The organism is Paenibacillus sp. V4I3 (assembly GCF_030817215.1).
Classification (GTDB): domain Bacteria; phylum Bacillota; class Bacilli; order Paenibacillales; family NBRC-103111; genus Paenibacillus_E.
On the sequence record NZ_JAUSZA010000001.1, the window covers coordinates 306,036 to 325,928 of the forward strand.

Here is a 19,893-nt window from a genome sequence, read left to right on the forward strand (position 1 = left end):
TTTATAAGTTTAAGCTATTTCAAAGCTTTCATAGCGATATCCGTACGGTAATGCTTCCCGTCAAAATGAATCCGATCCGCATCCGCATATGCTTTCTGGCGAGCTTCAATGATATCTTTGCCAAGACCTGTGATTCCAAGAACGCGTCCGCCATTGGTGACAATTTGGCCGTTCTCGATGGCTGTCCCCGCGTGGAACACTAGCGAGTCTTGCACTTGATCAAGCCCAGTGATCGGCAACCCTTTCGGGTAAGGACCTGGGTAGCCTGGTGAAGCTACAATCACACAAACTGCCGCTTCCTCGCTCCACTCGATCGGCTGTTCAGCCAAAGTTCCGTTGTTGATAGCTAAGAAAATATCAAGAAGGTCAGTCTTGAGGCGAGGCAAAATAACCTGCGTCTCTGGATCACCGAAACGTGCGTTAAACTCAATGGTTTTCACGCCATTCGGGGTCAAAATCAAACCGGCATAAAGTACGCCCTTGAATGGACGGCCTTCTTTTACCATCGCATCAGCTGTAGGTTGAACGATGTTCACAAGCGCTTCCTGTACAATCGACTCTGGGATATGCGGCAGCGGGGAGTACGTACCCATTCCGCCAGTATTTGGCCCTTTATCGTTATCAAAAACAGGTTTATGATCCTGTGATGGCACCATGAGGCGAACCGTAGACCCATCAACAAAGGCTAACAGTGACATTTCTTGTCCTGTTAGGAACTCCTCAATGACCACACTCGCGCCGGATTTGCCAAACACTTGATCCACCATAATATCGCGAAGCGCGGCTTCCGCTTCCTCCATCGTTTGCGCGACAGTAACACCTTTGCCTGCGGCCAAGCCATCTGCTTTAATCACGATTGGCGCCGACTGACTGCGCAAGTAAGCAAGCGCTGGCTCATAAGCGTCGAAAGACTCGTAAGCTGCAGTAGGAATGCTATATTTCTTCAAAAGCTCCTTCATAAACACCTTGCTGCCCTCAATAATCGCCGCATTCGCGCGCGGACCGAAAGCCTCGATACCTTTGGACTCCAAATGATCAACCAAGCCAGCGGCAAGCGGATCATCAGGAGCTACCATCACCAGATCAATCGCCTGCTCCTTCGCAAAAGTACTGATCTCCTCGAATTGCAGTTCCGTAATCGGCACACATTCCGCTAAGCTGGCAATCCCGCCGTTCCCCGGTGCGCAGAACAATTTGCTGATCTTCGGGCTTTTGCTGAGTGCCCATACAATCGCGTGCTCACGCCCGCCTCGTCCAATAACTAATACACGCATCCTAGGTAACCCCTCTCATGGGGAATGCCCACGGTCCTGTTAATGATCGTGAGCATTCTCAATTGTTTTAGTGTTTAAAGTGACGAACGCCTGTCATGACCATCGCAATGCCATTTTCGTTCGCTACGCGGATGGATTCTTCGTCTTTAATGGAGCCGCCCGGTTGAATCACCGCTGTGATTCCCGCTTTTGCTGCCATTTCAAGCGTGTCACCCATTGGGAAGAACGCATCGGAAGAAAGGACGGAGCCTTTCGCCTTGTCGCCAGCTTGCTCAATGGCGATTTTGGCCGCGCCAACGCGGTTCATTTGACCAGCGCCCACGCCAACCGTCATATCGTCTGCAACGAGTACGATTGCGTTAGATTTAACGTGCTTAACTACTTTCCATGCGAAAAGTAATTGTTTCATCTCTTCAGCCGTCGGTTGACGTTCGGAAACGACTTTCAAGTCAGCTTCGGTTAGCTGGTAAGCATCGCTAGCTTGTACGAGCATGCCGCCTTCAACCGTTGTAATCACTGGCTCCGCTTTGCGACCAGCTACTGTATCTAAGCCGCTTACTTTGAGTAGGCGAATGTTTTTCTTTTTAGAAAGGATCTCGAGCGCTTCCGGTGTAAAATCAGGCGCAATGACGATTTCCAGGAAAATCTCATGCAGCAGCTGAGCTGTTGCTTCGTCAACCGCACGGTTCGCAGCAACGATTCCACCGAAGATGGAAGTCGGGTCTGCATTGTACGCTTTCGTGTAAGCCTCTAGTACGTTTGTACCGATACCTACGCCGCAAGGATTCATGTGCTTAACGGCTACAACCGCAGGCTCGCTGAATTCTTTGACAATCTGAAGCGCAGTATTAGCGTCGTTAATATTATTGTACGATAGTTCTTTACCGTGTAACTGTTCAGCTGTTGTAATGTTGCCAGCAGCCGCATTCGGCTTGCGATAGAAAGCCGCGCTTTGATGCGGGTTCTCTCCGTAGCGAAGCTCCTGCATTTTCTCATAAGTTACTGTATAGCGCTCTGGGTAAGGCTCGCCTTGCAGGCCAGTCAAGTAGTCACCAATCAACGCATCGTAAGCTCCAGTGTGACGGAACACTTTGGCAGCTAGACGTTTGCGCGTTTCCAGCGTTGTATCGCCAGTCTCTTGCACTTCTTCCAGCACCTTCGCATAGTCGGTTGTATCCACGATAACGGAGACAAAAGCATGATTCTTAGCTGCGGAACGAAGCATCGTCGGCCCACCGATATCGATGTTCTCAATCGCATCCTCGTAAGTCACATCAGGCTTCGCAATCGTTTCAGCAAAAGGATACAAATTCACGACAACCAGATCAATATACTCCAAACCGAGCTTCTTCATGCTCTCTTGGTGCTCCACGTTGTCACGAACTGCTAGTAGTCCGCCGTGAACATTCGGATGAAGCGTTTTGACGCGGCCATCCATGATCTCCGGAAACCCTGTAACCTCGGAAATACCGATCACCGGCACCCCTTTATCCTTCAACAAACTAAGCGTACCGCCCGTAGAAATGATCTCAACGCCCAGCTTCGACAGCTCGCTCGCGAATTCAACAATTCCCGTCTTATCGAAAACGCTGATTAGTGCTCTTTTGATTGCCACTATGCTTCCTCCCAGAAAATTGATTTTGTATGTTAGATGATTACTTTAAAAGCTAGTTGTTACCGCAGAAGCGCCAGCCCGCCGCGGCTGAAAGTGCGTTTTTGGTCGTCTCACGACCAAGTTGGTCCATTGCTGCTGCTGAGAAGGCCTTTTCGGACTTCTCGGCGAGATCGCAAAGCTGATCAGCCACTTTCCGTCGGCTGAGAAGGCTAATTTGTTTTAAAATCCTCGCGCACACAGATGAGTTATCCACAGGGGACCTTGATCAGGATTTACGTACCAACAGACATGGAGCAAGCTCCTATAGCAATTAGCAGATTCTACGGCCCCGTCTGTTTTCCCGTTTATCAAAACGCAGTCACAAAGCGGGTACCCAGATCCTACGACCGCACGCTAACCCTGCGGCCATCCAAGCTCAAGCGGTCCTCGCGCAGCCAGCGAATCACCTGCGGCAGCAGCACGTGCTCAGCCGCATGGATGCGCTCCGCCAGCGAGTCCGCAGTCTCGTGCTCGTGGATCTCCACGGCGCGCTGGGCGATAATCGGTCCGGAGTCCAGCCCGCCATCCACGAAGTGAACGGTCACGCCGGTTTGCTTCACGCCATACTCGACGGCTTGCTCGATCGCACGCACGCCGGGAAAAGACGGCAGCAGCGAAGGATGAATGTTGATCATGCGCCCGAAATACGGCTCAACAAGCACATTCGTAATAATCCGCATGTAGCCGGCCATTACGATCAGATCAACCTGACGATCTTGCAGTTCCTTAAGAATAAGAGCCTCATAAGCCTCACGACTCCCATATTCCTTCGGAACAAACGTGAAAACAGGCACCTTCGCCTCTACAGCACGCTCCACCACATACGCTTGCGGGCGGTCACAGACAAGAAGCTCGATGCTGACATCAAGCTTCCCCTTCTGTACCTGATCTACGATGGCCTGGAAATTCGAGCCGCTGCCCGAAGCAAAAACCGCAATACGGTAAGGCTGCATTAAACCTCAGCTCCTTGGAACGTCACTACACGCTCGCCTTCTGTAACAACACCAAGACGGTAGGCTTTCTCGCCTTGTGCTTCTGCTGCTGAAATAGCCTTCTCCGCGTCGTCTGCGCCCACGATAACAACCATCCCGATGCCCATGTTGAACGTGCGGAACATATCGTTGTTCGTAATGCCGCCCTCACGCTGCATCAACCCAAAAATCGGCAGAATCGGCCACGATCCATATTGGATTTCGACGTTCACACCATCAGGCAGAACGCGCGGAATATTCTCGATAAAGCCGCCGCCTGTAATGTGTGCCATCCCTTTGATTGCAACATCTTCAAGCATCGCAAGAACTGGCTTCACATAAAGCTTCGTTGGCTCAAGCAGCACATTACCAAGCTTATCGCCCAGTTCATCCACATGCCCTTGAAGCGTATAACCGCCATCTTCCAGCAAAAGCTTGCGCACAAGAGAGAACCCGTTACTGTGCACACCGCTCGATGCCAGACCTAGAACCACGTCTCCAGGACGGATCGTTGTACCATCGATGATCTTTTTCTTGTCGACGATTCCAACCGTAAACCCGGCAATGTCATACTCCCCTGACGCATACATGCCCGGCATTTCCGCCGTTTCGCCACCGATAAGTGAGCAGCCAGACTGCGCACAACCGTCAGCGATCCCTTTAACGATAGCTTCGATTTTCTCTGGAATTACTTTGTCACAAGCGAGATAGTCGAGGAAAAAAAGCGGCTCCGCGCCTTGAACGATAATATCATTCACGCACATCGCAACAGCATCGATCCCAATCGTATCATGCTTATCCATTGCAAAAGCGATCTTCAGCTTCGTGCCCACGCCGTCCGTACCAGATACGAGCACAGGCTCCTCGTACTTGTCTTTGTTCAAGCTGAACAGCCCGCCGAAGCCACCGAGGTCAGTTAACACTTCAGGACGGAATGTCCGTTTAACGTGCTTTTTCATCCGTTCTACTGCTTCGTTCCCCGCCGCGATATCGACTCCAGCCTTTTTGTAAGCATCCGACACTTAGCAATCACTCCTTAGTTTGTCTATGTATCGGGAGGTCCTAAGACCATCCCGTTATTTCAAATCATTTTAATCGCAAGCACAACCAACCTTTGTAACATCTACAATTTCCGTTGGATAGGTATTATCGAAGCAAGCCGTACAGTAGCCGCTTTCTGCCCCTGCCGAACCTTGGCCGATCGAATCTAACAATCCTTCTTTAGTCAGAAAATGCAAGGAATCCGCATTGATCGCTTTACGAATCTCTTCGATAGAATTCATCGCAGCGATCAGCTCTTTCCGATCCGGAGTATCAATTCCGTAGTAGCATGGGTTCATAAAAGGCGGCGAAGAGATTCGCACGTGCACTTCTGTTGCCCCAGCTTCTCTTAATAGATTGACGATTCTCAAAGACGTTGTCCCGCGAACGATGGAGTCATCAATCATGACAACACGCTTGCCTTCGACGACTTTGCGAACGGCGCTCAGCTTCATTTTAACACCTTGCTCACGAAGCTCTTGGCTTGGAATAATGAACGTCCTGCCTGTGTAGCGGTTCTTGATCAGACCCAGCTCATAAGGGATACCCGTTTGTTCCGCATAACCGATCGCAGCCGAAATACTCGAATCCGGCACCCCGGTCACAATATCAGCGTCAACGAAAGCTTCCATCGCCAGTTTCTTACCCATCCGCTTACGTGCGGAGTGAATATTCACCGTATCAATGTCACTATCTGGACGAGCAAAGTAGATATACTCCATCGCACAAATCGCACGTCGACCGCTTTCCGTGAACCGCTCCGAGCGGAAGCCGTCGCGGTCAATCACGATGATTTCCCCCGGCTGCACATCACGGAAATACGTAGCTCCCACCGCATCGAAGGCGCAGGACTCGGAAGCGAACAAGTATGCATCTCCCAGACGGCCGATCATGAAGGGACGAAGTCCGTTCGGATCGAGCGCAGCAATCATTTTATCTTTGGTAGTGATCAGGAAGGCAAAGCCGCCGATAACTTGATTCATCGCATCTTTAACCGCATCTACAATATCGTCGTGCTCCGAACGGGCAATCAAATGCGCCATAACCTCGGTGTCGCTCGTCGTTTGGAAGATCGAACCCTTCTTCTCAAGCTCGCGCTTGATAATGTTGGCATTATCGAGGTTACCGTTTGTCGCAATCGCAAGGTCGCCCTCCCGATATTTGAAAACTAGAGGCTGCGCGTTCGCCAGCTTGCTCTCGCCTGCTGTGGAATAACGCACATGCGCAATCGCTGTGGAACCTGTCAGAGGCGATAAATTCTCGTTAGTGAACACCTCTTTGGCAAGTCCCATCCCGCGATAGTAGTTAAACTTTTCATCTTCTACTGTACAGATACCAGCGCTTTCCTGTCCGCGGTGCTGCAGGGCATGCAGCCCGTAATAGCACAGAGAGGAAGCGTCGGGATGACCATACACCCCGAACACCCCGCACTCCTCATTCAGCTTATCAAACAATCCGCCTTGGCCGCCTACACCTTCGTTGAAATACTCTCCTGTCCAAAGCTCATGCTGCCCGTCGCCCACTTGGACAACAGGAGCAGCAGGAAGCTTTAGGGCCTCTGATTGTTTCACGCCATTAGACATGGAATCGCATCCTTCCAGACTTTCGCCAGCTCGTTTACCGGAGACTGGAGACGCTGTTCGTTATTGATTTTAACGGTCAGATCTGAACCTGTTACTGTTCCAATTTCTTGATAAGGTACGCCTTGTGAAGCAACCCAGTGTTTCAAAGCGTCCGCTTTATCAGGGGAAGCACTCAGCAAAATACGGGATTGTGATTCACTGAACAGCGTGAAGTCAGGACGAAGGTCAGACGCTACATTAACAGCTGCGCCTACTTTACCACCGATACAGCTTTCAGCCAAAGCAACGGCCAAGCCGCCTTCGGATAAGTCATGCGCAGAAGCTACAAGACCTTCTTGAATTGCTTTTAGTACAGCATTTTGCAGGCGTTTCTCTGTAGCCAAATCCAATTCAGGAGGACGGCCTTCAGTTACACCGTGAATCACATATTGGAATTCACTGCCGCCAAGCTCCGCTTTCGTCTCGCCTAGCAGGATGATGATGTCGCCTTCTTTTTTGAAGCTTTGCGTTGTGATGTGATCGATGTCATGAACAAGACCAACCATCCCGATGACCGGAGTTGGGTAGATCGCACCTTTGGCGTTCTCGTTGTAAAGCGAGACGTTACCGCCGATAACCGGCGTATCCAAGAAGCGGCAAGCTTCTGCCATACCGTCAGTGGATTTCTCCAGCTGCCAGAAAATTTCTGGCTTGTCTGGGCTGCCGAAGTTCAGGTTATCCGTAACCGCGAGCGGCTCAGCGCCGGAGCAGACAACGTTACGTGCTGCTTCAGAAACGGCGATCCGTCCGCCAACTTCCGGATCCAGGTACACATAGCGTCCGTTGCAGTCGGTTGTCATCGCGAGGCCCTTGCGGGTACCGCGAATGGTCACAACCGCTGCGTCCGAACCCGGACGCACTGCCGTATCTGTACGAACCATGTGGTCATACTGGTTGTAAACCCACTCTTTGCTTGCTACCGTCGGAGACGCGAGGACAGCCTTAAGCGCATCCGTCAATTTCGTTACCTCTGGGTAACGAGTCGTGTCGATCGATGCGCTAGCTTCGTAATAAGCCGGCACTTTGCTCGGCTTATTGTACACCGGGCACTCGTCGACGAGTGCGCCGACAGGCATGTTCCCCACGACTTCACCGTGGTGGATCAACTTCAGGTAACCGTCATCGGTTACCTTGCCGACTTTGGCGCAGTGGAGACCCCAGCGCTCAAAAATGCCCTTAGCTTGCGCCTCATGCTTCGGCTCAACAACGAAAAGCATACGCTCTTGAGACTCAGACAGCATCATTTCATAGGCGGTCATGCCTTCTTCGCGCTGCGGAACTTCATCAAGGTAAAGCTCCATGCCGTTACCTGCTTTACTAGCCATCTCTGCGCTGGAGCAAGTAAGCCCCGCAGCGCCCATATCTTGAATTCCGAGCACGATGCCGGAATTAATTAACTCTAAGCACGCTTCCAGCACGAGCTTCTCCATGAACGGATCGCCCACTTGTACCGCTGGGCGCTTCGCTTCGGACTCAGCCGTAAGCTCCTCGGATGCGAAAGTCGCACCGTGGATACCGTCGCGGCCAGTCGCTGGTCCAACGTAGAACACTGGGTTGCCAACACCTTTGGCAACACCGCGTTGAATCATGTTGTGGTCGATAAGACCCACGCACATCGCATTAACGAGCGGGTTCCCCTCGTAGCTCTCGTCGAACATCACTTCGCCGCCGACTGTCGGAATCCCGATACAGTTCCCGTATCCAGCGATTCCGGATACAACGTGCTCGAACAAGTACTTCACGCGGTCGTTTTCCAGCTTGCCGAAACGCAAGGAATTCAGAATCGCTACCGGGCGCGCGCCCATGGAGAAAATATCACGAATAATACCGCCCACACCTGTCGCCGCGCCTTGATAAGGCTCGATCGCTGAAGGGTGGTTATGACTTTCTATTTTGAAAACAACCGCTTGGTTGTCTCCGATATCTACAATCCCTGCGCCTTCGCCAGGTCCCATCAGGACGCGAGGTCCTGTAACTGGGAATTTGCGAAGAACAGGTTTGGAGTTTTTATAAGAACAATGCTCGGACCACATAACGCTGAATACACCGATTTCTACATAGTTCGGATTGCGTCCAAGGAAGCCGCAAATTTTGGCAAACTCTTCGTCCGTTACGCCCATTTGCTTGTAAATTTTCTGCTCCGCGATTTGCTCGGCTGTTGGTTCATTAACGGATAGCTGCTGCGTCATGTTTCTCCCTCCAAGCGCTTAGAATTGATGTAAACATTTTCTTACCATCTGCGGAGCCAAGAATCTCATGAACGGCACGCTCTGGATGAGGCATCATACCAACTACATTACCAGCTTTATTACTGATTCCAGCGATATCATCAAGTGATCCGTTCGGATTGTTCCCTGCTTCATAACGGAATACGATTTGATTGTTTTCTTGTAATTCTTTTAGCGTAGCTTCGTCACAATAGTAGTTACCTTCGCCGTGAGCGATTGGAATTTCAATCAGCTCACCTTCCGCGTAATCACGCGTGAAAGCCGTTGTGTTGTTCTCCACTTTGAGAATCGTTTGGTGGCAGCGGAATTTCATTCCGTTGTTGCGCAGCAAAGCGCCTGGCAGCAATCTTGCTTCCGTTAACACTTGGAATCCGTTACAAATACCTAGAATGTACTTGCCTTCTTCCGCCGCCTTAACCACAGCTTTCATGACGTTCGTAAATTGTGCAATCGCTCCACAACGCAGGTAATCCCCATAAGAGAATCCACCCGGCACGAGGATGCAGTCGTATTTGGACAAGTCGCCATCTGTATGCCAAACATACTCAACCGGCTGACCAATGGTATCTTCGATTGCTTTGTACATATCGATGTCGCAGTTCGATCCCGGAAATACAAGAACCGCAAAATTCATGACGTATTCCTCCTCTAGCGTTTTGCCTTGGCAAAACTTTTTTCGTAAAAATCTGGTATGTTACGCCAACTCGTAGCGGTAGTCTTCGATAACCGTGTTCGCAAGCAGCTTCTCGCACATTGCTTTTACGCGCGCTTCCGCTTCTGCTTTATCCGTTGTATCCAGTTCTAACTCCAAGTATTTCCCGATGCGCACTTTGCCAACTTCGTCAAAACCCATGGAATGAAGCGCTCCTTGCACCGCAGTTCCTTGAACATCCAGTACGTTCTGCTTGATCGTTACATAGACCGTTGCTTTCATTTCTAATCTCTCCTTAGAGTTAATTTAATCCACCAAACGGTGTAAAATTTCTTTATAACGGTTCGAAGTTTCTTCTACAACGGAAGCTGGAAGCTCATCCGGCTCACTATTTTTATCCCAACCCGATCCCGCTAAATAAGTGCGAACGGGCTCTTTGTCCATCGAATCAATCTCGATATCCAGGGCGTATTTATCTTCGGACCAGTAACGCGAGGAATCCGGCGTGAAAATTTCATCAATAATAATAAGTTCACCCGCATAAAAGCCGAATTCAAACTTCGTATCTGCTAAAATAATGCCCTTTTGCTCACAAATCGCATGAGCCAATGTGTAAAGCATAATGCTTCGCTCTTGCAGCTCATAAGTCAGCTTCTCGCCGACTAATTCAATCATTTGTTCCACGGAAATGTCTTCGTCATGACCGACATCATTTTTAGCTGCAGGTGTGAAAATAGGATCTTGCAAGCGCTCGTTTTTGCGCAGGCCTTCAGGCAGCTTACGACCGTTAATCTCGCCTGTTTTCTCGTACTGTCTCCAACCGTTGCCTGTGATATACCCGCGAACTACGCATTCAATGGAGATGCGCTCCGCTTTTTTCGCTACAATAATACGTTCCTTTAGAAGCTCTCTATCTTCCGCACTCGGAATAATCGCGTGGAGCTTTTCCACGTCCGTATGCACAATGTGATTGCTCATATAACCGCTCGTCACGCCGAACCAGTATTTACTTAGCGCGTTCAGTACGTACCCCTTATCAGGAATACCAGGCTTCAACATGTAATCAAAAGCTGAAATCCGATCCGTCACCACGATAAGGAAATGTTCGCCTAGATCATAAAGTTCACGTACTTTACCCTTATGAACCAGGGGAGCGTTAATCATTTCAGTGGCTGAATCCACGATAATGCTTGCCACGAACCACACATCCTTTCCTGCTAAAAATGTTGTTTTCTATTTCAAACCTAAGCGGTTAAAGATCGTATCAACATGTTTCAAATGCCAGCTTGGATCGAAGCAATTTGCAATTTCTTCTGGGCTTAATACTTCTGTAATCACGGAAGCATTCTCCACGATTTCGCGGAACGAACGCTGCTCTTCCCATGCCTGCATCGCTCTAGGCTGGACTGTATCGTAAGCTTGCTCACGAGCAAAGCCTTTATCGATCAGCTTCGTCATCACGCGGCCAGAGAAAGGAACGTCATAGGTGCTGCGCATGTTGCGTTTCATATTTTCAGGGAACACAGTCAAGTTCTTGATGATATTGCCTAGACGGTTCAGCATGTAGTTCAGCAATTGCGTCGCATCCGGCAGGATAATACGCTCAACGGAGGAGTGCGAGATGTCGCGCTCATGCCAAAGCGTTACGTTCTCATAAGCGGAAACCATGTGCCCGCGAATCACACGGGACAGACCGGAAATGCTCTCGCAACCAATCGGGTTACGCTTATGCGGCATTGCGGAGGAACCTTTTTGACCTTTAGCAAACGGCTCTTCAACCTCGCGGAACTCACTCTTCTGAAGGGCGCGAATTTCAGTCGCGAATTTATCAAGGGATGTTGCAACCAGCGCCAACGTCGCCATGTATTCAGCGTGACGATCACGCTGTAAGGTTTGTGTGGAGATCGGAGCCGCTTTCGTGCCCAGCTTGCCGCACACATACTCTTCAACAAAAGGATCGATGTTGGCGTAAGTACCTACTGCACCTGAGATTTTACCGAATTGTACGCCATCAGCGGCAAAGCGGAAACGCTCCAGGTTACGCTTCATTTCCTCGTACCAAAGCGCCATTTTCAAACCAAATGTCGTCGGCTCTGCATGCACACCATGCGTTCTGCCCATCATGGCAGTATCTTTATGTTCGATCGCTTTATTGCGAAGAATTTCAATGAAATTCTGAATGTCTTTGTCCAAAATCTCGTTTGCTTGTCTCAGCAAGTAACCTAGTGCCGTATCGACAACGTCTGTCGAAGTCAAACCGTAGTGAACCCATTTGCGCTCAGGTCCCAGCGTTTCGGATACTGCTCTAGTGAAGGCGATCACGTCATGACGCGTCTCTTGCTCGATTTCATAAATGCGGTCAATGTTGAAGCTTGCGTTCTCGCGCAGTACTTTCACATCTTCCTTAGGAATAACTCCGAGCTCTGACCATGCTTCGCAAGAAAGAATCTCGACTTCAAGCCAAGCTTGGAATTTATTTTCCTCTGTCCAAATGCGTGCCATCTCTGGCGCGTGTATAACGTTCAATCATCTCAGCCGCTCCTCCAATAAGTTCATTTACTTACTTTCCCCAAATGCTTGTCTGTTCTATCCAAGTCAGTGCTTTCGCTACATCGCTTGTAAGAAGATTGATGTGTCCCATCTTGCGTTTTTCTTTCGCTTCTTTCTTGCCATATAGATGAACCTTCGCGGAAACGCCTAATTCACTCTGTTCCAGGAAATCGGGTCGGTCGATCAGCTCTTGCAGCGGTTCGATATGCTCACCAAGCAAATTGACCATTACAACAGGTGATAGCAGCTCAGTAGAACCTAGCGGCAGGTTGCAAATCGCCCGAACATGCTGCTCGAACTGTGAAGTCCGGCAGGCTTCCATCGTATAATGACCTGAATTATGCGGGCGTGGCGCAAGCTCATTAACATATAGCTGGCCATCCTTCGTCAGGAATAACTCCACTGCGATCAAACCAATCACACCAAGCGATTCTGCGATGCGTACAGCAAGCTCTTCAGCTTCCTTTTGCACCTCTACAGGAATTCGCGCTGGGACGATCGATTGATGCAGGATGTTATGTACATGTATATTTTCAGCAGCGGGAAAAGCCTTTACCTCGCCGCGTGGACTTCTTGCCGCAATCACGGATAATTCTTTGTCAAAATGAATGAATTGTTCGAGAACCAGCTCTGTTTTGGCACGGCTGAGCGTTTCGTAAGCTTCCTCCACCTCGTCCAGCGAGCGAAGAACCCATTGCCCTTTGCCATCGTAGCCGCCAGTTGCTGTTTTGAGCACGCACGGCGTCCCGAAGCGTTCAGCCGCTTCACGCAAATCAGCTGTGCTGGTGATTTCAGCATATGGAGCCACAGGTACGCCCGCTGCTTCAATCGCTCTCTTTTCACGCAGTCGATGCTGGGTCGTGTATAAAAGCTCACTTCCTTGAGGAACATAGGATTCATTCATTAATATGCTGGTCACATGTGCATCGACATTCTCGAATTCATAGGTGATGACGTCCGACCGGGCTGCGAGCTTTCTTGCCGCTTCAACATCGTCAAAGTCCGCCTGAATTTGCTCATCTGCAACTTGACCGCAAGGCGCGTCATCCGTGGGGTCGAGCGTCACGAAGCGATACCCCATGTTGCGTCCGGCCAAGGCCAGCATTCGGCCTAGCTGCCCACCGCCCAAGATGCCGATGGTGCCGCCTGGCTTGATGACCTTGCCGCTTGAGTTTGAAGCTTCGCTCATAACAGGTCACTGCTTTCAATTACGGTCTGTGCGATTCGCTCGCGGCGTGCTCTGACCTTCGCTTGCAGTTCTGGCTCGAATGCGCCGAGAATTTGCGCTGCCAAGAGGCCTGCATTCGTTGCACCTGCATGTCCGATTGCCACCGTTGCGACGGGAATGCCGCCTGGCATTTGCACGATCGAAAGCAAGGAATCAAGTCCGTTCAGCGTGGATGTTTTGACTGGAACACCAATAACCGGAAGCTCCGTTTTGGCTGCTACCATCCCTGGTAGGTGCGCCGCTCCTCCTGCTCCGGCAATAATTACTTGAATGCCGCGGCCTGCCGCCGAAGCTGCATATTCGAACATAAGGTCCGGCGTTCTATGCGCAGAAACCACCTTTTTCTCATAAGGCACTCCCAGCTCTTCCAACATGTCGCATGCGTGCTTCATCGTTTCCCAATCCGACTGGCTTCCCATAATGACACCTACACGTACAGTCATCATAAACCTACTCTCATATTGTAATTTTAAAAATCAACTTTGATAACGAAGATTATGCGATGATGTATCTCGACATCGAATCTTGAACGAAACCTGGGAAGTCCGGTACTCACGTAGCCAGTACCACAGCGAATGCTTCCGAAGCCAGTTTTCCTACGGAAAACTCTTAGCTCCGTTCCTCCTTCTCCACCTTTCGTCCAACCCTTCTCGGTTCTGAAAGCTAACTTTTAAAACTTTCATTTTAAATAATTACTATCCTATCATGCCCTTAAACCCAAAAAACGCCCAGAGCTAGAATACATGATTCTATCCGCTGGACAGCAAAAGAACCGAATGCAAAAAGACCATCGTCTTCCTATGGTTTCCCTCATTCGCTTCCTCGTAGTCCAAAAATTCATGGTTTTTGGGTAGAAACTTTCAGGCCTTATCCCTGATTTTATACGAGTTGATTCGACATTTTCAATTAGTGCGGCTTCATTTCCCGCTTCCCTAGTTTACTACCAACTAACGTGCGATGTCAATTTCAAAAAACGAACAATTTTCGGACAATTCTTTTGAATAGTTCGCTTTTTGGCGTATTTTCTATCTTTTAAACGGTTTGCGACCTCAGATGAGATTCTCATCTTCCCTGAGACCCGATATGTCTGTCCTACAGCTGTTCTTTAGTGGCTTGCCTAACCCTAATATTTTTCGACAATTCCTTTATATATGATATAGCTCATTCATCCAATCTTTCTCTAGAATCCATATTAGCGGTTGAATGGTGTTGTAAAAAGTGCAACAATTTGGTCCTATACAGGCCAATTCGCAACAAATGGACTCGAAATGTTGTACAAACTACAACTTCAAGTTGCAAAATAGCCTTTTGGCGTGTGAATTGTTGCAGTAAATACAACATTGATAACCACTATAGCCCATCTGCCCTCACGAAAGCTGAATGATACCGGGAACATATAGTCATTTCTGCATGAAAAAAAGGGCATTCCACTGAATGGAATAGCCCTCTATGCCCCATTATTTTTTAAGCAGCTTTATCAGCCATCCTCAAAAATTCACTCTACAAAGCTGGTACTTCTTGTGCAGAAGATTGAAGAGACTCATCTTGATCTTTAACTTCAGGATTTGGATTAAACTGATTTTCACTCTTCGCAATGACAATGGTTGCTACGCTATTACCAATAATGTTCGTAATTGCTCTCGCTTCCGACATGAATCGGTCCACCCCAATAAGAAGCGCCATGCCTTCAATGGGAATGACATTGTTCGGGATTGCGGCTATGGTAGCCGCCAGTGTGACGAAGCCTGATCCGGTAATGCCAGCAGCACCTTTCGAAGTTAGCATCAGTACGCCCATGAAGGTCAGTACCTGAATCCAGCTTAGTTCTACACCATAGGCTTGTGCAATGAATAACCCTGCCATAGATAGGTAGATTGATGTACCGTCAAGGTTGAACGAATAACCAGTGGGAACGACGAGACCTACGACCGGCTTCGATGCGCCGAACTTCTCCAGCTTTTCCATAACACGCGGCAATGCGGATTCGGATGATGATGTTCCTAATACAAGCAGCAGCTCTTCTTTAATGAATCGTAAGAGCTTAATTAAGCTAAACCCATACATTCTACAAATGGATCCGAGCACAATAAAGATGAACAGTGCCATGGTTATATAGACGGACCCCATCATTTTACCGAGAGAAAACAATGAATGAACGCCGAATTTACCGATCGTATAAGACATTGCACCAAAAGCAGCAATTGGAGAGAATTTCATGATGATTCCTACAATGCGGAAGAAAATTTCATTCATTTTCTCCAGGAAATTCGTAACGGGTTTCGCGCTGTCCCCAAGACCAGCCATCGCGAGGCCAAACAAGATAGAGAAGAATAGAACCGGCAGCATATCACCTTTGGAGAAGGCAGCCATCACGTTATCCGGAACGATATTTGTAAGGAAATCGACAAAGCCGTGACTAGTTGCTGCCGCGTCTTTCGTATACTTCGCAACATCTGCGGCCTTCACACCAGCCGTGCTCATTCCTGCGCCAGGACGAATGATGTACATGACAGCCACCCCGATAACCATGGCAAAAGTAGTAATAAATTCAAAGTACAGCAGCGCCTTGCCGCCGATTCGACCTACTTTTTTCATATCCCCCATACCGGCGATCCCGATGACAATCGTAAAGAACACAATTGGAGCTATGACCATCTTGATCATTTTCACGAACACATCGGAAAGTACTTTTAAGCTCTCACCCTGATGAGGGAAAAACTGACCGACCACAATCCCGAGCACAATCGCTAACAGTACCTGCAGTGTTAAGTTTTTTCTAAGTTTCATCGTAAAATCCTCCTTTATTTCTGCTTGATTTAGGATTGGACTTTCTCTTTGCGTCTTCTGGCGACCCCGTCTTCATAAGCCGCTTCTATAACCGCATCTCTCACTCGTTCTGCGACCGATTGATTAAACACACTTGGAATAATGTAATACTCATTCAGCTCATCCTCTTGAACAACCGATGCAATCGCCTTGGCTGCGGCAAGCTTCATATTCTCTGTCACTCTGGTAGCCCTGCAATCCAGCAGTCCACGGAACAAGCCCGGGAAGCAAAGGACATTGTTGATTTGGTTCGGGTAGTCCGAACGCCCTGTAGCCATAACCCGCACATAAGGCTCTGCCTCTTCGGGGAGAATTTCCGGTGTTGGGTTTGCCATCGCAAAGACAATAGGATCTTTCGCCATTTTGGCAACGTCTTCCCTTTTAAGTACACCAGGTCCCGATACACCGATAAATATATCTGCTCCTCCAATAACTTCTGACAGCGATCCTTGAAACTGGTTCGGATTCGTATGTTCCGCATACCACTGCCAAAAAGGATTATCGTAAACCCCTTCACGCGTGATGGCACCCTGTCGATCGACACCGATAATGTTTCGAACACCTGCAGCCATCAGCATTTTCGTGCAAGCCGTTCCTGCCGCGCCAATGCCGCAAAGCACGACTTTACAATCCTCAAGCTTCTTGCCTACGAGTTTAACGGCATTAAGTAACCCCGCCAAAAGCACCACAGCTGTACCATGCTGATCATCATGAAATACGGGAATATCCAATTCCTCGATTAGCCGCTGCTCAATCTCAAAGCATCTAGGAGCAGATATATCTTCTAGATTAATTCCGCCGAATGTCGGAGATAGCGCTTTCACGATACTTACAATTTCATCTGTATCCTGTGTAGCCAGACATATTGGGAACGCATCGACGCCAGCTAACTGCTTAAACAACATCGCCTTTCCTTCCATGACGGGCATAGCTGCTTCAGGTCCAATATTACCTAGACCAAGTACGGCAGTTCCATCGGATATGACCGCAACCGTGTTGCGTTTGATGGTGAGCGTATGGGCAAGCGACGGCTTTTCGTGGATCGCCATGCACACCTTGGCAACACCCGGTGTATACACCCTGGAGAGGTCATCTCGATTCTTAATGGGATACTTGGGACTCATTTCAATTTTCCCGCCCAAATGAAGCAGAAACGTTTGATCCGAAACATGAACGATTTTCACTCCCGCTAATGTGCGGATGGCCGCGGCAATCAGTTCAGTATGCTTGTTATCGTATACATTGATCGTGATATCCCGAACCGTGATGTTTTTGTCCGTTCTAACGACGTCAATGGCTATAATATCTCCACCTGCATCACTAATGGCCGTGGCCACACTGCCGAACGACGCGGTATCCTTATCCAATTCTAGTCTTAAAATAATACTTGTATTAACTCCCGACGGGATTGACACGTTCTTCACCTCAAGCGATATCAGACTTTGTTTTCATCTATTTCTGTTTTCATGATATCGCTTTCAAAAGAAGGCGTGAAGAATTTGACCATATTGGTACTTATGGTCTTTTTGGTCTTCACTTTATTTATGATCTTTTGTTCTCTTTCATCCACACATACCTATTGATCGGACGCCCAATCCCGCCATACTCTAGGTCTAACTTCACCTGCTTATTCTTCTCGAGAAAATCCAGATACCTGCGTGCCGTAACCCTTGCCAATCCTACGCCTTCAGCTACTTCTTCCGCGGATAAAGATTTGTGCTGCTGCATCAGAAATAGCATAACTTGTTTCATCGTCAGTGCTTGCAGACCTTTGGGCAAATCCATTTGAACACTGAACTCAGGTGATTCAGGAATCGGTTCTCCCCCGTTGTTACCGTGTAATAATTGATCCAGTTCAACTTGTGATAATGTCGATTCTTTACCTAATCTTCTCTTCATCATCCGATAATTTTCCAGTGCCTCTTGCACCCGTTCAAACTTAAAAGGCTTCATGATATAGTCCACTGCGCCATGATGAAGCATCCGCTGGATCGTTGGAATATCGTTAGCGGCTGTAATCACAATGGCATCCGTATTTAGCTGTTCATTACGAATCTGCTGCAGCACATCTGTTCCGTTTTGACCTGGCATATAAATATCAAGAATCACGAGGTCAGGCTTCAAATGACGAATTTTCTCGATACCCTCTATGCCATTGGAAGATGTCCCTACAATTTCAAAGCCGGGAACCCTCTCAACAAATTGCCTGTTCACTTCAAGAACCATCGGATCGTCCTCAATCAGTACAACTCTATGCATGAGTTTCATCCTTTCGTGTATGCATGGGGAAAGTGAGAATAAAGCTTGTCCCCACGCCAACCGTGGACTCCACTTCCAGATGAGCCCCGCATTTATTCACAATATTATGGATTAAATACAAACCAATACCCCTGCTTTCGCCTGCATTCGTAGAGAAGCCTCGCTCAAACATGCGTTGTTTGGTTTCCTCACTCATACCTTTCCCATTATCCTCGACCAAAATCGATAATACTTCATCATCCTGCTCGATACTAATAAAGACCTCTTTATGGCCATCCTTCTCCTTCAGGGCATCAAAAGCATTCTCAATCAGATTCCCCAAGATGACCACAACGTCGTGCTGATCCAAATGTTCCGGAAATCGCACTAACCTGCTTGCCCGGTCCAAACGAACATCGACGCCCAACTCTCTGCCGCGGCTGATTTTACCCATGAGTAAACCTGCCGCGCTCTCATTCGCGATCTTGCTTGAGATAAAGCTGCTAATCTCGGATTGTGCTTCCACCGTTTGGAACAAATAGTCCAGTGCCTTCTGCTTATGATCAAGCTGGATCAAACCACCGATGGTGTGCAGCTTGTTCATATATTCATGATTCTGCACCCGAAGTGCGTCAACAAAAGCTCTTACGCCGGTCAACTCTTCAGCGATTTTCGTTACCTCTGAGCGATCTTGAAAAATAGCTACGGCGCCAACCGTATGATGCCCTACTTTAATAGGAACCCGATTACTCAAAATATGAGCAGGACCAACATGCAGCTCTTGGTTATAAATAGCATGATTCAGCTGCAAAATTTCCGGAAGTCTCGTATCCGGCAGCACTTCCCGAATATGGCGTCCCAGTACTTCTCCTTCGATTTGCAGCATTTTTTTGGCTTTATCGTTAAAAACCGTGATGTATTCCTGGCTGTCTATGGCAATAACGCCTTCATGCATCGCATTGAAGGTAGCCGTCCGCTCAACGAGAAGCTGTGCGATCTCAGCAGGCTCTAAACGAAACATTTGCTCCTTAATATGCCTGGAGAGCATCCACGAACCCCATATCCCAAACACCAACGATAAGAAAACCGTCGCATAAATTTGTCCCCGCATATCGAGAATGATCCCGGATAGTCCCGGCACCAGCTTCCCCACTAATACGACACCAATTTGTTCGTGCTCCTCATTCATGACAGGAACGAAGGCTCTAAGCACTGCCCCTTGTTCTCCTTTTGCCCTGGAAAGATACGTATGCTCCGCAAATGCCGCATGCTCATCCTCCCCCTGCGAATGCTCCCCGATCCGGGAGGATGAAGGATGAGACCACCGAATACCGTTCATATCCAAGACAACAATATAATCAACGTCATTAATAATTCGTAGACGTTCAGTGATCGGATTAATTTCCTGTCTTTTGCTCTGTTCGGTTAACCCGCTGATGATAGAAGGCAATTGGGTAACCGTGCGCGCAGTTACAAGCAGTCTCTGTCCAAGCTCTTGTTCCTGTAAATGAATCACACGGCCTATTAAAATGATACCGCCGATACATATCGCAAATAATACGATACCAAACGACAGGATCGTAATTTTCCAATTCATGCGAAGACCCTT

15 protein-coding genes, 1 pseudogene and 1 riboswitch are annotated in these 19,893 nt (G+C 48.6%); all 16 genes and pseudogenes read right to left on the reverse strand.

Features of this window, described 5'->3' with window-relative positions; translation table 11 throughout:
• Positions 1–14: 14 nt before the first annotated feature.
• Complete coding sequence (purD, locus tag QFZ77_RS01550) at positions 15–1,274, reverse strand: phosphoribosylamine--glycine ligase (RefSeq protein WP_307435055.1); 1,260 nt, start codon at positions 1,272–1,274, stop codon at positions 15–17.
• A 67-nt stretch (positions 1,275–1,341) separates the two neighbouring features.
• A complete protein-coding gene (gene purH, locus QFZ77_RS01555) occupies positions 1,342–2,889 on the reverse strand; it encodes a bifunctional phosphoribosylaminoimidazolecarboxamide formyltransferase/IMP cyclohydrolase (protein WP_307435056.1) in 1,548 nt (515 codons plus the stop codon).
• 380 nt (positions 2,890–3,269) lie between these two features.
• Positions 3,270–3,881, reverse strand: coding sequence for a phosphoribosylglycinamide formyltransferase (gene purN / locus QFZ77_RS01560; RefSeq protein ID WP_307435058.1), 612 nt, complete (start codon positions 3,879–3,881; stop codon positions 3,270–3,272).
• Positions 3,881–4,921 carry a phosphoribosylformylglycinamidine cyclo-ligase gene (gene purM / locus QFZ77_RS01565; protein ID WP_307435060.1) on the reverse strand — a complete coding sequence of 347 codons (1,041 nt, stop codon included), beginning with the start codon at positions 4,919–4,921 and terminating at the stop codon, positions 3,881–3,883. Before purM ends, purN begins: the two co-directional genes overlap by 1 nt.
• Positions 4,922–4,990: 69 nt before the next feature.
• Complete coding sequence (purF, locus tag QFZ77_RS01570; protein ID WP_307435062.1) at positions 4,991–6,523, reverse strand: amidophosphoribosyltransferase; 1,533 nt, start codon at positions 6,521–6,523, stop codon at positions 4,991–4,993.
• A complete protein-coding gene (gene purL / locus QFZ77_RS01575; RefSeq protein ID WP_307435064.1) occupies positions 6,508–8,751 on the reverse strand; it encodes a phosphoribosylformylglycinamidine synthase subunit PurL in 2,244 nt (747 codons plus the stop codon). The genes purF and purL overlap by 16 nt, the downstream gene beginning before the upstream one ends.
• Positions 8,729–9,424 (reverse strand): phosphoribosylformylglycinamidine synthase subunit PurQ, encoded by a 696-nt coding sequence (purQ, locus tag QFZ77_RS01580; protein ID WP_047676351.1) that lies wholly within the window; start codon positions 9,422–9,424, stop codon positions 8,729–8,731. Before purQ ends, purL begins: the two co-directional genes overlap by 23 nt.
• A gap of 60 nt (positions 9,425–9,484) precedes the next feature.
• Positions 9,485–9,724 carry a phosphoribosylformylglycinamidine synthase subunit PurS gene (gene purS / locus QFZ77_RS01585; RefSeq protein ID WP_029198287.1) on the reverse strand — a complete coding sequence of 80 codons (240 nt, stop codon included), beginning with the start codon at positions 9,722–9,724 and terminating at the stop codon, positions 9,485–9,487.
• 24 nt (positions 9,725–9,748) lie between these two features.
• Positions 9,749–10,606, reverse strand: a complete 858-nt coding sequence (locus QFZ77_RS01590) for a phosphoribosylaminoimidazolesuccinocarboxamide synthase (RefSeq protein WP_373462719.1) — start codon at positions 10,604–10,606, stop codon at positions 9,749–9,751.
• Between the two features lie 69 nt (positions 10,607–10,675).
• Positions 10,676–11,972 (reverse strand): annotated as a pseudogene (gene purB, locus QFZ77_RS01595) (adenylosuccinate lyase).
• Positions 11,973–12,002: 30 nt separating this feature from the next.
• Positions 12,003–13,181, reverse strand: coding sequence for a 5-(carboxyamino)imidazole ribonucleotide synthase (gene purK, locus QFZ77_RS01600; RefSeq protein ID WP_307435189.1), 1,179 nt, complete (start codon positions 13,179–13,181; stop codon positions 12,003–12,005).
• Positions 13,178–13,663, reverse strand: a complete 486-nt coding sequence (purE, locus tag QFZ77_RS01605; protein ID WP_029198283.1) for a 5-(carboxyamino)imidazole ribonucleotide mutase — start codon at positions 13,661–13,663, stop codon at positions 13,178–13,180. The genes purK and purE overlap by 4 nt, the downstream gene beginning before the upstream one ends.
• 362 nt (positions 13,664–14,025) lie before the next feature.
• A riboswitch (purine riboswitch) is annotated at positions 14,026–14,127 on the reverse strand.
• 593 nt (positions 14,128–14,720) lie between these two features.
• Positions 14,721–16,007, reverse strand: a complete 1,287-nt coding sequence (locus tag QFZ77_RS01610) for a dicarboxylate/amino acid:cation symporter (protein WP_307435192.1) — start codon at positions 16,005–16,007, stop codon at positions 14,721–14,723.
• Positions 16,008–16,036: 29 nt separating this feature from the next.
• Positions 16,037–17,461, reverse strand: coding sequence for an NAD-dependent malic enzyme (locus QFZ77_RS01615; protein WP_307435194.1), 1,425 nt, complete (start codon positions 17,459–17,461; stop codon positions 16,037–16,039).
• A 127-nt stretch (positions 17,462–17,588) separates the two neighbouring features.
• On the reverse strand, positions 17,589–18,305 hold the full coding sequence (locus tag QFZ77_RS01620) for a response regulator (protein ID WP_307435197.1): 717 nt from the start codon (positions 18,303–18,305) through the stop codon (positions 17,589–17,591).
• Positions 18,298–19,881 carry an ATP-binding protein gene (locus tag QFZ77_RS01625; protein WP_307435200.1) on the reverse strand — a complete coding sequence of 528 codons (1,584 nt, stop codon included), beginning with the start codon at positions 19,879–19,881 and terminating at the stop codon, positions 18,298–18,300. Before QFZ77_RS01625 ends, QFZ77_RS01620 begins: the two co-directional genes overlap by 8 nt.
• Between the last annotated feature and the right edge of the window lie 12 nt (positions 19,882–19,893).

Excerpts from the sequence above, each read along its gene's own strand:
- purF (WP_307435062.1), bottom strand. The coding sequence starts at position 6,523 with ATGTCTAATGGCGTGAAACAATCAGAGGCCCTAAAGCTTCCTGCTGCT.
- purN (WP_307435058.1), bottom strand. The coding sequence starts at position 3,881 with ATGCAGCCTTACCGTATTGCGGTTTTTGCTTCGGGCAGCGGCTCGAAT.
- QFZ77_RS01625 (WP_307435200.1), bottom strand. The coding sequence starts at position 19,881 with ATGAATTGGAAAATTACGATCCTGTCGTTTGGTATCGTATTATTTGCG.
- QFZ77_RS01590 (WP_373462719.1), bottom strand. The coding sequence starts at position 10,606 with ATGATTAACGCTCCCCTGGTTCATAAGGGTAAAGTACGTGAACTTTAT.
- purD (WP_307435055.1), bottom strand. The coding sequence starts at position 1,274 with ATGCGTGTATTAGTTATTGGACGAGGCGGGCGTGAGCACGCGATTGTA.
- purE (WP_029198283.1), bottom strand. The coding sequence starts at position 13,663 with ATGACTGTACGTGTAGGTGTCATTATGGGAAGCCAGTCGGATTGGGAA.
- purL (WP_307435064.1), bottom strand. The coding sequence starts at position 8,751 with ATGACGCAGCAGCTATCCGTTAATGAACCAACAGCCGAGCAAATCGCG.
- purK (WP_307435189.1), bottom strand. The coding sequence starts at position 13,181 with ATGAGCGAAGCTTCAAACTCAAGCGGCAAGGTCATCAAGCCAGGCGGC.
- QFZ77_RS01620 (WP_307435197.1), bottom strand. The coding sequence starts at position 18,305 with ATGCATAGAGTTGTACTGATTGAGGACGATCCGATGGTTCTTGAAGTG.
- purQ (WP_047676351.1), bottom strand. The coding sequence starts at position 9,424 with ATGAATTTTGCGGTTCTTGTATTTCCGGGATCGAACTGCGACATCGAT.
- purS (WP_029198287.1), bottom strand. The coding sequence starts at position 9,724 with ATGAAAGCAACGGTCTATGTAACGATCAAGCAGAACGTACTGGATGTT.
- QFZ77_RS01610 (WP_307435192.1), bottom strand. The coding sequence starts at position 16,007 with ATGAAACTTAGAAAAAACTTAACACTGCAGGTACTGTTAGCGATTGTG.